Origin of the sequence: Thermococcus sp. PK (assembly GCF_000430485.1) — an archaeon.
In the GTDB taxonomy this organism is placed as follows: Archaea; Methanobacteriota_B; Thermococci; order Thermococcales; family Thermococcaceae; genus Thermococcus_A; species Thermococcus_A bergensis.
In genome coordinates, this window is record NZ_KE387150.1 from 131,765 (window position 1) to 149,757 (window position 17,993).

19 protein-coding genes and 2 pseudogenes are annotated in these 17,993 nt (G+C 43.1%); 5 read left to right on the forward strand and 16 right to left on the reverse strand.

The genetic code is table 11. The annotated features are described in order from the left end of the window. From THEPK_RS08805 to THEPK_RS08820, 4 genes and pseudogenes are all read right to left on the reverse strand, one after another. Window positions 1-251: pseudogene (locus THEPK_RS08805) on the reverse strand (IS982 family transposase); the annotation flags it as partial. 24 nt (window positions 252-275) lie between these two features. After that, complete coding sequence (locus tag THEPK_RS08810; protein WP_052315933.1) at window positions 276-1,259, reverse strand: TRAP transporter large permease; 984 nt, start codon at window positions 1,257-1,259, stop codon at window positions 276-278. After that, window positions 1,252-1,758 (reverse strand): TRAP transporter small permease, encoded by a 507-nt coding sequence (locus THEPK_RS08815; RefSeq protein WP_042701088.1) that lies wholly within the window; start codon window positions 1,756-1,758, stop codon window positions 1,252-1,254. The genes THEPK_RS08810 and THEPK_RS08815 overlap by 8 nt, the downstream gene beginning before the upstream one ends. A gap of 63 nt (window positions 1,759-1,821) precedes the next feature. Then, entirely contained in the window at window positions 1,822-2,904 is a 1,083-nt protein-coding gene (locus THEPK_RS08820; RefSeq protein WP_042701089.1) for a TRAP transporter substrate-binding protein, read from the reverse strand. Between the two features lie 343 nt (window positions 2,905-3,247). On the opposite strand from THEPK_RS08820, the gene THEPK_RS08825 reads away from it, so the two are divergent. The 3 genes from THEPK_RS08825 to THEPK_RS08835 are packed head-to-tail and all read left to right on the forward strand — an operon-like array spanning window position 3,248 to window position 5,113. Further along, window positions 3,248-4,426: a pyridoxal phosphate-dependent aminotransferase gene (locus THEPK_RS08825; protein WP_042701091.1), complete on the forward strand. Its 1,179-nt coding sequence runs from the start codon at window positions 3,248-3,250 to the stop codon at window positions 4,424-4,426. Then, window positions 4,410-4,868, forward strand: coding sequence for an Lrp/AsnC family transcriptional regulator (locus THEPK_RS08830; RefSeq protein WP_052315934.1), 459 nt, complete (start codon window positions 4,410-4,412; stop codon window positions 4,866-4,868). The genes THEPK_RS08825 and THEPK_RS08830 overlap by 17 nt, the downstream gene beginning before the upstream one ends. Next, window positions 4,865-5,113, forward strand: coding sequence for an Lrp/AsnC ligand binding domain-containing protein (locus THEPK_RS08835; protein WP_042701093.1), 249 nt, complete (start codon window positions 4,865-4,867; stop codon window positions 5,111-5,113). Before THEPK_RS08830 ends, THEPK_RS08835 begins: the two co-directional genes overlap by 4 nt. 2 nt (window positions 5,114-5,115) lie before the next feature. Here the strand turns inward: THEPK_RS08835 and hypE are convergent, their stop codons facing one another. Both hypE and hypF read right to left on the reverse strand, forming a co-directional pair. Further along, on the reverse strand, window positions 5,116-6,126 hold the full coding sequence (gene hypE, locus THEPK_RS08840; protein WP_042701095.1) for a hydrogenase expression/formation protein HypE: 1,011 nt from the start codon (window positions 6,124-6,126) through the stop codon (window positions 5,116-5,118). Window positions 6,127-6,194: 68 nt separating this feature from the next. Further along, window positions 6,195-8,507 (reverse strand): carbamoyltransferase HypF, encoded by a 2,313-nt coding sequence (gene hypF, locus THEPK_RS08845; RefSeq protein WP_042701097.1) that lies wholly within the window; start codon window positions 8,505-8,507, stop codon window positions 6,195-6,197. A gap of 171 nt (window positions 8,508-8,678) precedes the next feature. Here hypF and cas2 point away from each other — a divergent pair, with 171 nt between their 5' ends. Continuing rightward, complete coding sequence (gene cas2, locus THEPK_RS08850) at window positions 8,679-8,936, forward strand: CRISPR-associated endonuclease Cas2 (protein ID WP_042701098.1); 258 nt, start codon at window positions 8,679-8,681, stop codon at window positions 8,934-8,936. On the opposite strand, the gene THEPK_RS08855 is transcribed toward cas2, so the two are convergent. From THEPK_RS08855 to cas8a1 (THEPK_RS08890), 9 genes and pseudogenes are all read right to left on the reverse strand, one after another. Then, the gene (locus THEPK_RS08855) at window positions 8,929-9,624 is read right to left on the reverse strand and encodes a PD-(D/E)XK nuclease family protein (RefSeq protein ID WP_042701100.1); all 696 of its coding nucleotides are present in this window, start codon (window positions 9,622-9,624) and stop codon (window positions 8,929-8,931) included. The genes cas2 and THEPK_RS08855 overlap by 8 nt on opposite strands. Window positions 9,625-9,627: 3 nt before the next feature. Continuing rightward, window positions 9,628-10,596: a type I-B CRISPR-associated endonuclease Cas1b gene (gene cas1b, locus THEPK_RS08860; protein ID WP_042701101.1), complete on the reverse strand. Its 969-nt coding sequence runs from the start codon at window positions 10,594-10,596 to the stop codon at window positions 9,628-9,630. Window positions 10,597-10,601: 5 nt separating this feature from the next. After that, window positions 10,602-11,114 (reverse strand): CRISPR-associated protein Cas4, encoded by a 513-nt coding sequence (cas4, locus tag THEPK_RS08865; RefSeq protein WP_156882175.1) that lies wholly within the window; start codon window positions 11,112-11,114, stop codon window positions 10,602-10,604. After that, window positions 11,107-12,213, reverse strand: a complete 1,107-nt coding sequence (locus THEPK_RS08870) for an AAA family ATPase (protein WP_042701105.1) — start codon at window positions 12,211-12,213, stop codon at window positions 11,107-11,109. Before THEPK_RS08870 ends, cas4 begins: the two co-directional genes overlap by 8 nt. A gap of 103 nt (window positions 12,214-12,316) precedes the next feature. Continuing rightward, a pseudogene (gene cas3, locus THEPK_RS13735) lies at window positions 12,317-13,690 on the reverse strand (CRISPR-associated helicase Cas3'); the annotation flags it as partial. After that, complete coding sequence (locus THEPK_RS13740; protein ID WP_342764010.1) at window positions 13,633-14,499, reverse strand: CRISPR-associated endonuclease Cas3''; 867 nt, start codon at window positions 14,497-14,499, stop codon at window positions 13,633-13,635. The gene THEPK_RS13740 and the pseudogene cas3, both read right to left, overlap by 58 nt. Beyond that, window positions 14,496-15,125, reverse strand: a complete 630-nt coding sequence (gene cas5b / locus THEPK_RS08880) for a type I-B CRISPR-associated protein Cas5b (protein ID WP_042701107.1) — start codon at window positions 15,123-15,125, stop codon at window positions 14,496-14,498. Before cas5b ends, THEPK_RS13740 begins: the two co-directional genes overlap by 4 nt. Before the next feature lie 4 nt (window positions 15,126-15,129). Beyond that, window positions 15,130-16,215, reverse strand: coding sequence for a type I-B CRISPR-associated protein Cas7/Cst2/DevR (gene cas7i / locus THEPK_RS08885; protein ID WP_042701109.1), 1,086 nt, complete (start codon window positions 16,213-16,215; stop codon window positions 15,130-15,132). Then, window positions 16,212-17,120 carry a type I-B CRISPR-associated protein Cas8b1/Cst1 gene (gene cas8a1 / locus THEPK_RS08890; RefSeq protein WP_083965068.1) on the reverse strand — a complete coding sequence of 303 codons (909 nt, stop codon included), beginning with the start codon at window positions 17,118-17,120 and terminating at the stop codon, window positions 16,212-16,214. The genes cas7i and cas8a1 (THEPK_RS08890) overlap by 4 nt, the downstream gene beginning before the upstream one ends. Before the next feature lie 69 nt (window positions 17,121-17,189). On the opposite strand from cas8a1 (THEPK_RS08890), the gene THEPK_RS08895 reads away from it, so the two are divergent. After that, complete coding sequence (locus THEPK_RS08895; RefSeq protein WP_042701110.1) at window positions 17,190-17,891, forward strand: IS6-like element ISPfu1 family transposase; 702 nt, start codon at window positions 17,190-17,192, stop codon at window positions 17,889-17,891. Here the strand turns inward: THEPK_RS08895 and cas8a1 (THEPK_RS13785) are convergent. Beyond that, a complete protein-coding gene (gene cas8a1 / locus THEPK_RS13785; RefSeq protein WP_394296071.1) occupies window positions 17,888-17,992 on the reverse strand; it encodes a type I-B CRISPR-associated protein Cas8b1/Cst1 in 105 nt (34 codons plus the stop codon). The genes THEPK_RS08895 and cas8a1 (THEPK_RS13785) overlap by 4 nt on opposite strands. Between the last annotated feature and the right edge of the window lies 1 nt (window position 17,993).

Consider the following 17,993-nt stretch of genomic DNA (forward strand, 5'->3'; position numbering starts at 1 on the left):
CGTGCCTGTTCAAGCGTTCTGTTAGTTTTGTTGTACCTGATTTTGGGGAACAGCTTCATTTCTTCGATTAGGACTCTGTAAGCGTGCTTGTAAACTCCGTTAAAGTGCAAGTGTGCTAGTATTGCGAAGGTTATTAGGTCGTAGAGGCTGATTATTTCCCTGTGAGTGTTTTTCGGGTAGTGTTTGCTGATTATCGGATAGATTTCGGATTTTATGATCAGGATTTCCTGCTGAAAGTTCATAACAACCACCAATCAACCAAAAGACTTAAGTGCTTATAACTCTAACGATCTAATGGGAACTAGGGTATACTTGTTTGTTGTAATGCTCTGGAATAGTTGTACAATGAATTGCGGTACTTGAAGGACTGTTAGCACCCATGTAAGAACCATTGCCATCCCACAAACCAACAAGACAACACCGGTGCTCTCAGCTGCCCCAACCAAGGCTTCTTTATATTCTTTCCACTCCATCTTGTATACTAACTTCGCAATTACTGCTGCATATACTGCCGCAATTGCTCCACCCTCAGTTGGAGTAAATACACCAAATCTTATTCCACCAACAATAATTATAGGGAGGAGTATTGCCCAAATGGTTTTTCTGAGAACTGGTAGAAATGCTGGGGGTCTTCCTGCAGCCGGATAGTTCCTCTTCTTGGATATGAAATAAACGTATCCCATCAAACTTAGACCCATCAATATTCCAGGGACTATACCTCCGATAAATAAGTCCACAATTGATATTTGAGCAACAATACCAAGTATAATCATTGGAATGCTTGGTGGAATTACTGGACCAATAAGAGCCGCTGAAGTTGCTATGGCTGTTCCGAACTTCTTTCCGTAACCTGCTTTCTCCATTGCTGGGATTGTAAGGGAACCAATGGCTGCTGCATCAGCAACTGCTGAACCGCTTAAACCAGCCATAAGTATGTTTGCAACTACTGTTGCGTGAGCTAATCCTCCTCTTATACTACCAACAAAGTATTTGGCAAATTCGATTATATCCTCTACAATTCCAGACCTACTCATGATTTCCCCGGCTAACATGAAAAATGGAATTGCTAACAGTGTGTAAATCTGCATTCCCGTTATTACTCTACGCGCCATGACAAATGAAAGGTCTAAGTTGGGGAGATACAAATCAATTAACACTACAGCGATTAATCCCAGCACAAACGCTATTGGAACACTCAAGAGAGTTGCTATTATAAGCAGTGCAAGAAACACTACTAAGATGGTTATCGCATCAGCCAATGTTCTCACCTCCCTTGCCGAGCATATGGGCAACGGTCTCGATGATCTTAAAGGCTGAAATTATTATCATAAACACAGAACCCACTAAAAGCGAGCCATATACCCAATTGTAAGAAAGATTTACAGTTGAAAGTGTCTGGGTGCGCCCGGACTCCAAAAGACGCAGTGACCCTTTAACGAGAACAGCCAAGATTCCGAATATTATACCCCAGTCGAGTAGGCGAATAATATCCCTTATTTTTCCAGAGGTCTTTTCTACAACCATTGTAAACGCTGGATGAGATTCCTTGTCAAGAACTTTGGCAGCAGCTATAATTGAGAGCCACACAAGCATAACCGTGGCAAGTTCGTTTAGTTGAGGTATTGTTTTGTGGAATCCATATCTAAGTACTACCTGTATAAACGTTCCCAGAGTAATTGGAATTAGAAGAACAACCAATATCCAATCTATAATTCTATGTATCTTTTCTCTTATGAGATTTATTGCTGAGAGTGACATGTTATCACCTCCTAATGAGTAATAAAGGAAAAAGATAACCAATGAGGAAAATGAAAACCAATGTCAAGGCTCAATTTGCATTGCTATATCATAGTACTTCTTGGCTTCCGGATACTTCTGGAAGAACTCCTCGTGTACAGGCTTCACTCTTTCAGCAAAAGCCTCTCTATCGACGTCATAGATAACTTCGGTGTTTGGATCTTCTTCGAGTTTCTTGAGGATAATCTGCTCCTCATCCCTAAGTCTCTGGTTAATGTACTGAATTGTGGCATATACTGCATCTTGAATTATATCTTGTCCGGTTTCGTCACCAAATTTCATTTCGCCAAGTTTTTTCCATACTCCTCCGTTGATCCAGAATTCACCTGGGTTAACAACGTGGTTTGTAAGAGAAATGTACTTAAGGTACTTGTACCAGCCAGCATAGTAGATTTGGTATATTGGTTGCCCGCCACCATCAACGGTTCCCGTTTCGAGAGCGGAGATTACTTCTCCAATAGGCATTGCGACTGGTTCAAATCCCATAGCTTTCACTGTTTTTATAATCCATTCTGACTCCCAGACTCTGTACTTTATGCCCTTTGCATCTTCGGGCGTTCTAACTGGTCTCACGTTGTTTCCGGCAACTCTCCATCCTCTGATAAACGAGCCGAGATATTTGACGTCATATTTTGACTCGACAAACTCGTGGTACATGTCAAAAGCCGGTCCGTTCATGAACTTATATGCTTGGTCCAGGCTCTTCCAGACGTATCCCAACTCAACCCAATCAACTTGTGGTGCCCATCTGCTCCATAGGTTTCCAGAAACACACATTTCGATTGTACCTTCAATGACACCCTCAATGAATTCCCTCTCTCCACCAAGTTGGCTTGCTGGGTATATTTCAACTTTTATCTTTCCTCCAGATCTGTATTCTACTATTGGCTTGAAGACCTTTTCGAGAGCCTCGTTGACGGGATGATTAGGGGCATAGTAGTTTGCGATCTTGATAACAAGTTCTGGTTGGGTTGTGGATTCTTTAGTCTCCTGAGCACTTTGAGTTTGGGTTTGTGTTTGGCTTGAAGAGCTTCCAATGCACCCACTAGCAACGACTGCTAGCCCTACTAACAACAACAAAGCAAAGCCCAGCATTTTTTTCTTCATATTGCATCCCCTCGGCACAAAGCCTAACATGCGTACATAGGTGTTCATTGTTTTAAAAGATTTTAATGATTTTAAGGTTTTCTTATAAGATTTTAAATAAACCAGATATCAAACTTTCAAATATTTTTATCAAAGATGACATAAAAGCCAGCAGACAAGTTTAACTTAGTCGCTAACCTTAAAAGGCTATCTAATGTTGCCCAAAATTTAGAAAAGTCCAACAAAAACCCTTCCTGTCTATAACTAGTTTTAAAATTTTAAAAGCAATTGTTAAATACCTTTCAAAAAAAATAAAAACATAAAAGTTCAAATATGTTCATAAAACTACCTAGGTGATTATGGGATGAACATATCTTACCGGGCTGACATAACCCCCTACCCTCTTATAAGGGAGATTTCAAAACTAACTCGCACAATTCCCGATGTAATCCACATGGAGATTGGGGACTTTGGAAAAGAATTTAAAGAGCTACATAAGGAGTTTATAGCTTCTCTCTTGGCTAATGCTGCCAAAGAAGGATACTTAAACTATACTGAAAATAGTGGGTTGTATGAACTGAGAAGTGCAATTGCCGAGTACTATAAAAAGCGGCACGGAATAGCAGTTGAACCGGAGAACGTTGTAATCACTATCGGGGCCATGGAAGGGCTTTTTCTATCTTTATTGTTAACATTAGACGTTGGTGACAAGATTTTACTGCCCAACCCGGGATACCCTAACTACACTTCTCAGTCAATTTTAGTTGGAGCCAATCCCCAATATTACTCTCTTGATAACAATTTTCTCCCAAATACCTCAGATATTGCATCGAAGGCAAAAGAATCAAAAGCGCTAATAATAAACACTCCAAACAATCCAACAGGAGTGGTATATTCAACAAATGTTCTCAGGGAAATTGCAGAGATAGCCAGAGAAAATAATTTAGTTGTAATATCCGACGAGACTTATGAGAATATAGTTTTCGAGAAAAAACACCACACCATGTTAAAGTTTGAGGAAATTAGAGACAACCTAATAGTGATAAACAGTTTTTCGAAGTCATTTGCTCTGACCGGACTAAGGTTAGGATTCGTAATCTTACCCGATGGACTTTCGGGAGTTGCGGGCAAACTACAAGAAAATATCATTGCAAGCCCCCCCGCAATGCTTCAAAAAGTTGCAGTTGAGTTGATAGAGAACTACAGAGAAATCACCAAAAAGATAACCCAAAAGCTCAGAAAAAACAGGGATGCAATTATCAAAGAGCTGCACAGGCTTCCAGAAATCTCATATGCACCTCCAGAGGGGGCTTTTTATATCTTTCTGAACATTTCGAGATATTGTCCCAGTTCATATGCGTTTGCAGAAACTCTCCTAAAAACAAAGAGAGTAGCAGTAACTCCGGGTATCGGATTTGGAGAAAATGGAGAAGGGTACGTAAGGATTTCGTATTCATGTTCGTACAATGAAGCACTGGAAGGAGCTAAAAGAATTGTAGAATTTTTAAACGAAGGGGGGAGAGAAATTGACAGAAAAAATTGACGAAGTTGACTTAGCCCTTTTGAAGCTACTAAGAAAAAACAGTAGAATTTCATTAACGAGGATAGCCAAGGAATTAGGCATAACAGTCCCAGCAGTTAAGTACAGAATACAAAAACTCGAACAAAATGGAATAATACAGAAATACTCCATAACGATTAATTATGAAAAGTTAGGATACGGAATTATAGCCTTTGTAGGAATAAATATCGACCCTACTAAAAGACACCAGATTATGAAAAAGATTCTAGAACTGGATGAAATAATAGAGCTATTCGAAGTAACCGGAGAGTATGACATCATGGTAAAGATAGCAACAAAAGACATTCACTCACTAAGAGAGTTCCTAACTTTTAAGTTAGGAGGAATAGGGGGGGTAACTAGAACATACACTATGGTAATAGTTAGGGAGTACGACATTGATAATTGGAGGAACAAACTATGAAGAGGAATGAAATAGAGGCTTTGATCTTTCTCAGCGTAAATAAAAACGAACTGCCAAATATAGACAGACAAATCTTAAAAATAAAAGAAGTAAAAAAAGCATACGAAGTTTTGGGCAATTACGACCTAGTACTTTTTGTTACCGTCCCAAGTAGAGTGGAACTAGGAAAAATAATAGACGAGATTTCAACATTAAAAGGAGTACGAGCTATATGTACTTTTATCCTCACGGAAAGAATTAAATAGGCTCAGCAGACCCTCGGCACGGGATCGCCAACGGGGGGCTCCATAAATCTCTTCCCACCTATGCCAGTCTCAAGAAGTACCTTGCCACGATATTGATCTATAACTTCCCCTATAATCGCAGCATCTCTGCCGAGTTCGGTTTTTCTCATAGCTTGAAGAGCCTCCTCAGCGTATTCTCTCGCGACAACCATCACCACTTTTCCTTCGTTGGCTACTTCATATGGGCTTATGCCGAGCATATCGCTCGCAGCCCTTACCTCCGGCTTTACCGGGATGTCGCTCTCTCTTACCAGAATTCCAACGTTGCTCTTTTTTGCTATCTCATTTAGAGCGTTGCTCAGCCCGCCTCTTGTGGGGTCTTTCATTGCATGGATATTTTCCCAGCCAATTGCATTGGCAACGGACTTCACAACTTCCCATATAGGAGCGACGTCACTCTTAAGCTCCGTCTCGAAGGCTATTCCCTCTCTATGGCTCATCAGGGCTATTCCGTGGTCTCCAACAGTTCCGCTGACCAAAACAATATCCCCCACCTTTGCCCCGGCATCGCTTATCGGTCTTTCCGCTATCCCGATCCCAGCAGTTATGATAAAAATCCCTATCTTGTCTTCCACCACTTTAGTATCTCCAGTAACTATCGGCACCGGAACCTCTTTTGCTGTCTCATCCATTGATTTTAGAATTCTCTCAAAGTCCTCTCCGCTAAATCCTTCCTGAATTATCATAGAGTTTGCAAGTGCTAAAGGCTCTGCTCCCATTACGGCTAAATCATTCACCGTTCCGCTCACAGCCAAGCGGCCTATATCCCCTCCGGGAAAGAAGAGGGGCTTAACTGTATGTCCATCTATGGTAAAAGCCAAGTGCTTATCTCCAAAGGGAATTGTTGCGGCATCGTCTAAGGCATCTAGCCCTATCCCACCGGCTGATTTCAATGTAAGGTTTTTGAGAATCACATCTCTAATAAATTCCTCCATCAACTCTCCACCGGCTCCGTGTTCAAGCTTTATTCTCATATTCACCACCTGCTTTTTTCTCTAAGGAAACCCTTTAAAATGTTACTAAGGAGGCAAAAAAGAGGAAATCAAAGTATCAAGTCCTCTTTACTCAGATAACCCTCCAAATAGAGACCCCCAAGGAAAGCCTGGCCGACGTTTGTCCCATTGTCTCCCCTTGGCACTTCGTAGGTTGAGTAGAACCTCAGACCATTGGCCTCCACGATTTTTCTTATCGTTTTCACTATAAGCTCGTTGTATGCAACCCCTCCGCTTATGCCGACGTTCTTAACTCCAAACTCCTTCGCCTTCTCGACTGCAACTTCCCCAAAAGCCCGCCCTAGAGCGAGGTGAACTGAATACGCTATATCCGCCGGATTTGCCTTGCTTTCAAGAACCTGTTCAAAGAGCTCCTCAATCTTCAGCTCTTCTCCCTCTATGGGAATGGTAAAGCCCAGATCGTTTTTGCCCTTAAAGGCAATTCCCTCAAGCTTCATTGCGGGTTCTCCTTCGTAGGTTCTCCTATATGCAACGTTGAGCAGAACGGCCATCGCGTCAAGAATCCTGCCGGTTGAGGAGGCATAGCCGACGTTTATTTCCCTTGCGAGCTGGTTAAGTATTACGTTAAACTCAACCTTCCCGTATCTGAGGTTTTCAACAGCTTTTGGACAGTGCCTTTCGATTATCTCTTTTACTTCCTCTACGCCATAGAGCTTGCTCAAAATTCCCACTAAAGCCCTAAGAGGATAATAGCTCGCCAAATCTCCACCTGGGAGTGGGTAATAGCTTATATGGGCTAATCTCTCAACGTCTTCGTAGCTTAAGTATAAAACTTCACCGCCCCAGGTGTTCCCATCGCTTCCATAGCCAACTCCATCCACCGCTATTCCTACTATCTCGTCAAGATTGTTTTCAGCCATAACAGAGGCAATGTGAGCGTAGTGGTGCTGGACCTGAAGAAACTCAGCGTTTTCTTCCTCGGCTATCTCCATTGCTAGTTTTGTGGTATTGTAAAGCGGGTGAAGGTCAGCAACCACAAGGTCAAACCCCTTAACCCTTAGTATTTTCTTGAAGTGGGCTATGGCACTCCTCATGAACTCAAGAACTTCAACCTTTGAAGTGTTTCCTATGTACTGGCTTGGATAAACCCTCGAGCCCTTTACCATTCCAAAAGCGTTCATGAGCTCTGCCCCAACCGCCAAGCCCGAGTACTTGAAGGGTATCTCTATTGGCAATGGAACAAACCCTCTGCTTCTTCTTATCACTGCTCTCTTCCCATCGACGAACCTGATAACGCTGTCATCTGTCCTGTTGAGGATTTTCCTGTTGTGCAGCAAGAAGTAGTCAGCCAAATCCTTGAGCTCCTCAAAGGCTTTCTCGTTGTCTATTACCATCGGCATTCCCGGGTAGTTTGCAGAGGTCATAACGTAAACGGGGCTCTTTGAGTAGTGGAAGAGGATGTAGTGGGTTCCGGCATAGGGAAGCATGACGCCTATGGTGGGCAAACCGGGGGCTAAAATCTCAGGTAGCGGGAATGGTTCTTTCTTCCTTAGGGTCACTATCGGCTTTCTGTAGCTTGTGAGTTCTTCTCTTTCCACATCGCTGACTATTGCAAAGCTCTCTACTGTTTCCAGGTCTTTGGCCATTATTGCAAAGGGCTGCTGAGGTCTTAGAATTCTCTTTCTGAGCTCCTTCACCACTTCCTCATTGGTAGCGTCGCAGGCTATGTGAATCCCCCCTATGCCTTTTATCGCCACTATGTAGCCTTTGTCAATGAGCTCCGCGGCCTTCTTCAAGGGGTCTCCGGTTATTTCTTTCCCATCGTTCGTGTAGAGCCTGTAGCTCGGCCCACAGACGGGACAGCAGACGGGTTCAGCGTGGTATCTCCTATTTAGAGGATCCCTATACTCGCTCTCACAGTAGTCGCACATATCGAATTCTCTCATCGTTGTGTTTATCCTGTCATATGGGAGGTCTTCTATTATTGTAAACCTCGGACCGCAGTTTGTGCAGACTATGAAGGGATACATGTACCTCTTATCCGTAGGGTCAAAAAGCTCCCTGAGGCAATCATCACATATGCTTACATCAGGGGGTATAACCGAGTCTCCCTCTCCTCCCCCCTTGGAGCTCTTTTCTATGTAAAACCTGTCAAACCCCTGAAGCGGAAGTTCCTTTGTTTTTACCTTTTCCACTCTCGCTAGAGGAGGTGCCTTCTCTTTAAGAGCCTTCAAAAAGGCCTTTATATCATCTTCTTTACCCTCAACAACGATTTCGACACCAGCATCACCGAGATTTTTAACATATCCCCTCAACCCGTGTTCATGAGCAATTCTGTAGATAAAAGGCCTGAAACCAACTCCCTGAACAATCCCCTCAACGTGAATATGATAAGTCCTCACCACTCCCACCTATTCCAAAATCGAAAAAATGGCATTTATACCTTTTCAAAACCAAAAGTTAAAAACTAATGAAGAGTTTTTAACTGAAGGTTTTTACTCTAAAGTTTTGAGAACGAAAAGGCAGAAAGGAATAAAAAGAATACTTTACATATATCAGAAGGTGTAGTGGTCATGTATATCATAATAGTCTATGACGTGAACGTTTCTCGGGTGAACAAAGTGAAGAAGTTTTTACGGCAACATTTAATCTGGGTCCAGAACAGCGTTTTTGAAGGGGAGGTCACGATGGCTGAATATGAGAGAATTAAAAACGGAATTAGAGAGATTATAGATGAAGATGAAGATTCTGTAATTATTTACAGGTTAAGAGCGAGACCAAAGAGAAAGAATATTGGAGTGGAAAAGAACCCAATTGAGGATATTATTTAGAACATATTGATTTGAAAATACAGTTTCTGCACTCCCATCCGAACCGTGGTTTTGGATCTTTAGGGAGTTCTCCATTTTCCATAGATTCTATTAGTTTTATAATATCCCTGGCCCTCTTTAAAAACCTTTTAAAGGCCTTTGAGTCTTTTTTGATCTTCAGCTTTTTCCATGGGATTAACTCATTATGCCGAAATATCCAGAGGTGTCCAAATTCTGCATCAGGAAGCATATTTAGATACGCATTTAGCTGTTCGGTATAGGCGTTCAACACACTTTCCTCATCAACCTCATCCAGGTTCTCTGGAATTTTCTCGTAAGACCAATCCTTAAGGAACTTAAACTCGAACACGTGCTCTCCTATCACAAGATCAATCTTACCACTTAAAACCCACCCATCCCCCAAATCATACGAGACTTCCTTTTCTATCTCAGGATTATCTCCGATATCACCTTGGAGGTATGGCCATGAATCCTTGATAAGTCCCAAAAGGCCCATGTGAAGTACCTGGCCTAGTATTCTTTCCTTATTTTTCTCTCCAAAAAATCTAACGTCATAGCGAGTGGTTAATGCCGCTTTTAAAGAGCAGAAAGAGACAGAAGTTACCCCGATGGTCCTTTTAGGCCCCCTGACGTTTCCATACTTGAGGAGATTTTCCAACCTTTTCCCAAACTCCTCTATCTCCTCCACCCCCTAAAACCACGCCACCAACGGCTCATACTCCCTAACCCCAACGAGGTGCTTAATTAACTTATACGCTTCAAGCCTTATTAGCCTTTGTTTAGTGACGTTTTTCTTGAGAGATGGGTGACGCACGCTCTTCCTCATTTCTTCATTGAACACCTTTAAAACAATCTTCTTTCCCTCTTCGTTGAGCAGAACACCATTCAGATCATCTCTAAAGTGATTTCCCTTTATTATTCCCTGTTTTACCAAACGGTTTGCTATACGATCTGCCAGTACTGGCTTAAAGATCTCGCTCAAATCTAAAGATAGAGAAAACCTCCTCTCTCCCGGCTCGTGGAGATAGCTCACAGTTGGCACAAGCTGAGTGTTGTAGAGCTCGCTCACTATCGTGGCATAAAGTCTAGAGTTCAGGAAGCTTATCAACGCATTCATTTCGTTTTGAGGAGGTCGCCTTGTTCTTTTTACAATTTTAAAATCCTCTGGAAGGGTTTCATCCCAGCATGCATAATATTCCTGCCTTATCCTTGCCTCAACGTTCATGATATCGGTTATTTTCTCCACCCCGCTAAGTTCCTCCAGAAGTTCGTTGAAAGATGCGTTAACCTTCCATCGCTTCAGGTTATTTTCCATATTTATAGCTCCACCAACAACAAAAAGCCTTGCTAACTTGAGCCTTTTCTCTTGATCCAAATAATGTTGAGCCTGCTTTATTATCAAATCTCCCGAGTTTAAACTTTCCCTTGGATAAAAAGAACCATCATAATAACCATAGTGGTTAAAAAAGTGGACTGCTATCCCCTTTTGAGCCAAGAAATGCAGAGCTTGAGAGGTTATGTTCACATGACCATAGACGTAAATGTCGTAAATGCCTTCAACGGCCAAAGGCCTTTTTCCTTGTGCGTTTTCAAAATAGAGTGTATTTTCCCTTCTTAAGAGCGTCCCATCAGATAGGAAGGTTATGGAGCGTTTTCTCATTACCATCACACCCAACAGATCTCATAATAAGCGCACTTTCTACATTTCTTTGAATTAACCGGGTCCGGCGGAACCGGGAGTGATTTTATCCGCTCAACTTCTTCAATTGCATCTTTGACTTCTTTTTCTCTATCTTCCAGTGTTACCTCTTTGGTCTCTCTGAGTTTTGGGTAGTTAAGAATTGCTTTCGCATTTATACCAAGCTTTTTGAGATAGTAGAGGTAATAAAGGGCCTGCATCTCATGTGCTTTTTCCATTGATTTGCTCTTCTTGACTTCATGAACCTCAACTATCTCGTTCTTTTTAATGAAGTCGATGCTTATTGGTCCGATGTTAATGCCCTTTTCCTCTCCAAAGTAGCTCTTTTCATGGAGGAATCTCCCCAGATCAACCCATTCGCTTTCTTGTTCCATTGTTATTCCATGGGCAAAGTACCATAGCTTTGTCGGGCAGATGAAGAGGTAGTTTATTTCTGTACCTCTTATCCAAAGATCTTCTTCTGTATATGCTTTATCCACCCCCAAACCTCCACACCAACCAGTACCTCATAAAGGGGTCACTTATTTCATACACGCCATTAATTCTATGTACAAGCTCTTTTTCGCGGAGTGCCCCCACCGAGTACTGCACGGGAGAGGGGGAGCGGAATTCGTACCTGGCAAGGAAATTGGTTGAATAAAGGTCTTTTTCTCCCCTGGCTATCGCAAGTAACACCTTTTTCTGTGAAAGAGGCAAAGAATCCCAGATTTCGATGTAACTTGCATCGCTTTCAACAACAAGCTTTGAAAAGGCCTCATCTACATCATTTAATGTCAGAGTTCCTTTAAGTTTTCCAAGGTACCAGAGCTCATGACAGAATTTCTGGGTATAATAAGGATGACCATCCGTCAGTTCGAGGATCCTGTCGGCTATCTCATCCTTCAGTGAAATCCCCGTGGAATGAAACTTCTCCATTATAAACTCTCTAAACTCCTCAAGGGGTATCTTTTTTAATATAAGATGCCTTCCGAAGTTATAGAACGGGCTCTGGGCCGAGCGGAAGATTTTTTCCATCATGCTTTGCTTGCTGCCAATAAAAACGTAGGTAACTTCTTTGTGCCATTGAAATTCAGAACGCATCTTTTTTAAGACTTGGTTACCAAGTTCTGCTATTTCCTGGAATTCGTCGAAGACTACCACGACACGCTTTTTAGAATGCTCTGCAAGCCGTTGGGGCAATTTAAGACTCTCCTCAAAGGCCCGTTCTTCTTCCCCTATTGAAAATTCAACCTCAACGTTCTCTCCAAGGCTTATCTTGGGGGTTACGGTTCTAAAAAGCTTTTTAACGCTTTCCAGGATGTCTCTGGTCTTCCAGTTCTTTATAGCCTCCGATGCGATCTTCTCCGCAAGTTCTTTTTTTGTTAAAACCCTATAGCAGTCTATCCAGAGAGGTATCACCTTGTCTCCAAGCTCAAGCAGCGTGTTGTGAACGAGTGAACTCTTTCCAAACCTCCTCGGGGAGTAGATTATGACGTTCTGACCGCTAAGCATTTCGGTTTTAAGTTCCTCAAGTTCTCTCTTTCTGTCTGCGAAGTTTTCTCCATCAACCGGCTCTGCGTATATGAACGGGTTTCTCATTATAGTCTCACCTATAATAGATTTAGCTATAATTATTTTTACAGTTTTTGTTATAATTTTTGGTATGGGTTTATTTGATATGGTTTTGGCTGTAATTCAATTCTCACAGGATTTCATCTTCCTCAGGTTCGTCAAGAAGTCCTAGTTCATGGCTGTATTTCAAGTTAGCAACCGTTACATGCTGCTTTTTATCATAGGAGAACACATCTCCAAGCTTGGAGACTATTGCGAAGAATTTCCAGTGGGATAATGGAACCAAGTAACGGTGTGTCTCAATCCTCTTTCCTGTTCTCGCAAGATTTTCAAGCATTGCTGTGAACTTAATTGGAACAACTTCAAGACCCCGGAACATGTCGTAGAATTTCTTCTCCTCTTCTCCCTTTCGAAGGGGTCTTAGTTCTTTGAACAGATTATACGCAATGTCCCGGTATTTTAGAACTTCCTTCAAAAGCTCACCTTCAACCGATTTGTATGCATCACTCACGAGCCTTGGGATTTGAGACTCTCTAAGGGGCTGGCCGTCGAGCCCTTTAAGGATATCCAAGCTCTCCTCAACGATGCTATATGGCTGATAAACTTTTTTATCTGCCTCAGATCCCTGTGTTAGGACATAGACATCCCTCAGGTTTCCAAACCCCTTTCTGTTTACCCTGCCAAAGCGTTGAATCAGAGCATCAAGGGGAGCCGGTTCAGTCAGGATAGACTCAAAGCTAACATCAAGAGAGACCTCAACGACCTGTGTGGCAATCACGAAATCGTAGTTATTTAAATTGTTTAAGAGTGCCCGCTCCTTTCCTTCCCTATCCCCATAAGTGAAACGGCTGTGTATTAACATCACGTTATAACCTTCTCGCTTGAGGAGAGAATATGTCTCCATAGCCCGATCAACGGTATTGCATGCTATAAGAGAAGGTTTTGAAAGATTAAGCTCTTCTACAAGCTGTTTAACTTCGTCCATGCTCCCGTCAACGACATTTACCCTGTGCCTCGTGAACCTGTCCGCCTCTTCAGAAGCTGCTTTTAGTTCCACAGGTGATATTGAATCCCGTATTAGGGTTTCGATGAACTCGGGGAGGGTAGCGGTCATCACCATAACCTTTGCTCCATGGTTCTTCAGGAGCTCAAACATTGCGAGTATTATGCCAAGGACGTTCGGTTCATATGCGTGTATCTCATCGAAGATTAGAAGGGAATCCCTCAGCTCGCTTAGAGCCATCTCAAAGAACCCAACACCAAAGAATGCTTTCATTATCTGGAAGGGAGTGGTAACCTTCAGGGGAGTATATATTTTGTGATAGAGGGATGAAAGGCGCTTGTACTCAAGGTTTGAGGAGTAGAGGTAGAATGTTGAGGAGCTATGGAGGACACCAATTAAAGCGGGATCGCCAAAGAGGTTTAAAAGACGTCTGTGCATCGCGTTTATACTAGCTTTATATGGGAGAACATAGAAGATTCTACTTGAGATAGCCCTCTTCGTTCTGTAAGCGTTCCTGTCAGCCCAGAGGAGTGCGGCTTCAGTTTTCCATAGCCCGTTGGGGCTCGCAGAAGGAGGTTTCCTTCAACTTCATTCGCAGCCTTCTGAAGCATGCGCCATTTTTCTCTGGGCAGGTCGAGTTCAATCACTCTACCGATGTCGGGTAAAAGCTTTATTTCGCTCTCACCTGCCGAGGCAAGATGATCCGCGGCATTGAGGAGACCCCTGAGAAAAATCAATATCTCCTTATACCGTTTCCAGTTGACCTCATACCAGTCAAGAAGGGTATTAAAATCAAAATTCCTTAGCCTCTCTTTCCAGTCACGTGGAAGAAAAAACATTCTTGGAGGCTTAACAGTCCCAAAGAAGTACGCCTCCCAGTAGGGAACTTTGGGCATGAAAACATTTTCAATATAATCTGAGTTCATGAGAAGCTCCTCAACTTTACCATCAAATTCGAGGGGGACGCCCGGGATCCTTCGGGGAATTCTGTCATCTAGTTCATCTAGGGTCCTGTGGTGGGTGAGTATGCCGAGTGCAATCAGGTTCTTTTCCTCCTCAGGCAGTTTAAGAAATTGTGTGAATGCGGTAGATAGTATCTCATGGCGATAGCCCCATTTTTGCGGATTTTTCTGAAAGCCGCTGGCACACTTTCCAAGATCATGAAGAAGAACGGAATAAAATAAAAGTTCCCAGAGCCCTCCGGAAAACCACGGAAAAGCTTTTCTCATGCTTTTGAGCACATTAATCGCGTCACTGGTATGACATTCAAGGAAATCATGGGGATTAAATTTGGCGTAGCAGACTTTCATTGACTCCACCTGTGGATATAAACGCCAATGTCAAGCTCGGGATCATATAACGTTCTGCTAGTTTGCCTTTTTCGTTCGGCATAGGTTCTAGGATAGGGAAGAATTATGAAAGGTTTCACCAACTTTGCTTTTCGAGGTGTCTTTGAATAGTCGTACTCCACTACAAGTGTGTGGATCATGCCAGGAATGCCCAGACTAATAGGCACTACTGTCCCACCCAGAGGTGCTTCCCTTTCCTCTAGATTGATATTTACAATTTCTTCAACTGTTGCGAGATCGCTTGATCGTCCGAGGAGGAGCTGATATCTGGGCTTTTTAAACGCTTCTTTCCATTCATTCGGCAGGTAAACATACAGTTCTGCGTTATATAGGAATTCACGCTTCATTATGTCCGTCTCAACCTTTCCAAGGGCATAGATTTTCTCAAGGTCAAGGCCTTTTCCGCTGCTCCTGAAGATATATCCAATATAAGATAGTTCGGTAAGATAAACCGGTTTGCCCTTTGCCGCCGACAGAATTCCCTGTATCGTTGAAGGCGGAGGCACCGGCAATGTTGGCTGGTATCCGGATTGAAATGTGGGGAAGCGAAAGCTGGCAGTCCATGCCCTCAGCTTCACTCGTATCATGAGCTCACCCGTAATATGCTTCGATTTCCTTGAGGAACTCCTCTATTGCATCACCCACGCTGCCCATAAATGTCTCAAGTTCTGCTTCACCTAATCTATCTTTGAGTTCCTCCATGCTCCATCCGAGGCTCTTCACAAAACCTTCATCATAACCAATGTAAAGCTTTTTGGTTGGCAGTATTTCTATGAGATCAGCGAGACGCTGGGCTAAGGCCTCAGCATCAAGTTTAACTTCTCCCCTATCCTCGAGCACAATATCGCTGATAAACGGATTAATGCCCCCATCAATGCTTACTAGGAGTATAAATTTGGGAGTCACATCGGTGAGGTACTGCGTCTGCTTGGCACCACCAAAGATATAGCGAAGAGCCATTATAGTCTCGGCAGCACGCTTCTTTCTTATCTCTGATGGCATAAGCCACTCCTTTTCGCCTATCCAAACACCAATCTCTGTGGCTATACTCTCCATCTCCTTAATCTCATTGACAATATCTTCCGTTCCCTTCTTGGGGTTGCCTTTCTTGTCTTTAGGAACATCATCCCATGTGAGGAGGTTTTTAAATCCTGCTTTGCTGATGATGGTGAATCTTCCGAGCGAATCGAGATCAAGTGAAAAAGCACCCTTTAGTATGGTGGCATAGAACTCCTGGCTGTAGGGAACTGGATCGCCCTCATGTCTTGAGGCATAGCCCTCATCAACAGTTAGAGAGTTCCTATCAGACAAAACAGATACCAATGGTGTGTTTTTGAGCGGAGAAACGCGTGTAACACTAACGTTTACACCTCCCTTCTTAAATGCCCTCATATATCCAAAAACATCGTCGTCAGGATACTTGAGAGGATTGGCAGCTGTAAAAACCTGCTTCTGCTCGCGATAGAGTGGTGAGAGCTCCCATCCAAAGCGTTCCTTTAGCGTGCTCCTCCACCAGTAGCGCCATGCCTGGGGCGAAACGTAGGGATAACGCTTTCCTCCTCTTTTAAGAGTCTTGACCCGTGTAACGTTCCTATCCGCAAGGCTTTCATCAATTCCAAGCATGTTCAGTGCAGAGTGGGGGGCATCAATCAAAACCATTCCAGCAGCAAACCTCATGCCTCTTCACCTCCAAACCCATAGATTTCGACCTCTTCAGTTTCCTCTTCCCCGATCTCTTCCTCCCTTATCAACCTCCCATGGAGTTTTTCATATATACGGAAGAGGAGCAGGTTTTTGACGCTCTTCCACGAGACATTGAAATCTTCGCCGTAGGATGTCAGGATGCGTGCGAACTCGTCGAAGGTCATCAGCGGCTTTTCAATATTTAACTCCTGTCTAAGCTTTTCCAGCCCAACAAAGAAGGCTTCAAACTGATACAGCTTAGTTGCGTTTTCAAGCTCGCGTACACGTCTTTTCAGTTTATTGTCTGGAAGCTTTTCGAGCGTCTCTACCACCCTATCCCCAACATCTTTGACAAATTCCAAAGCCTTTTCATCCAAACCCAACACCTCCGAGCAGTAAAATTGCAGAAGTTCCCACTTAGAATTCACCTCCCGGCTTGTTTTGTCAATAAAGTAGCGGAGTATACTCTGGCCGTTTATCAACCTCGAATAGACCTCATTAGAGTAGCGTCTTTCATATTCCGCGAATTCCTCATCGCTGGGCCTTTTACGCCAGCCCATTGAGACTATCCTTTTCCATCCAGAGCTGTCGACAAGTGAAGCGTATGCCACGAAACGAAGAATCTGGTTAGGGATATGGATAACATCAAGCTCCTGGCCCTGATTGTTGTTAACGAAGTAGTACAGTGTAACTGAAGTATTTTTCCAGAGCTCACTGTGCTCAATCTTCCTCATGAGATCACTTATTAAGTGAAAGAAAAAGTTCTCAGGTCGCCTGAAGTTTTTGGCATTTGAAGCAAGTTGGGTTTTTACAACATCGTCAAATGCATCCCTGTGGAGTTCCACCATAAATTCGTAAGGATATGCATGAATTATAAGGATTCTCGAGAGGCGGTAGATACTGTTAGGATAAGCTGTGGGGTGTCAGGTTTAAGTTACTGGCAGTACTTTAGAAAAAGAAGGGGGAACATGAAGTCTGAAACCATTATTTACTGGGTGGTTTCAGCCTTAAAACCCTTTCGTCGCAACAAAATCCCACCAGAAAAGAAAATCAGGGGAGTAGAATTATACCTGCGAGGCCTCAGTTACCGGCAAACCGCCAGAATACTCAAAATCAGTCACGTAACAGTCTGGGAGGCAGTTCAAAAACTCGCAGAAGCAGTTTACAAGCCAAAAATCCTCGCAGTCAAAAAACAGCGAAACTTCATCGCAGTTGACGAAACAGTAATAAAAATCAACGGGAAGAAAAGATACCTCTGGGCTGCAATTGACGTTGAGAGCAAGGAAGTTTTAGCAGTCTGGATTACGACTGTTAGAAACTGGTGGGTTGCCAGGGATTTCATTCTGGTTGTTTTAAAGTCGTGTGAAGGGCAGCCTGTCTTTCTGGTTGACAGGGCGAGCTGGTATAAGTCTGCTTTTAAGAGTTTGAGGTTGGGTTATCTGCATGTGACTTTCGGGCCGAGGAACAGTGTTGAGCGCTGGTTTAGGACGTTGAAGGAGAGGACGAGGCGTTTCTGGAATAATTTCAGGGGTAAAGACTGGAGGAGGGTTCATAGGTTTGTTTTTCTGTTTGCCTTTTGGTATAATTTTGTCAGAATTCATTCTAGTTTTGGTGATCCGCCTGGTGATGTTACTGAATGGCTTCAGGAGGTGATGCCCCAGTTATCCTAACAGTATCGGCGGTAGGCAACTAGAGGCATCAATTGAGTGAGAAAGACACAGTGGGAGCAGATATTCGCACCATCTTTGCCTGAGGGGAAGTAGTTTGGGATG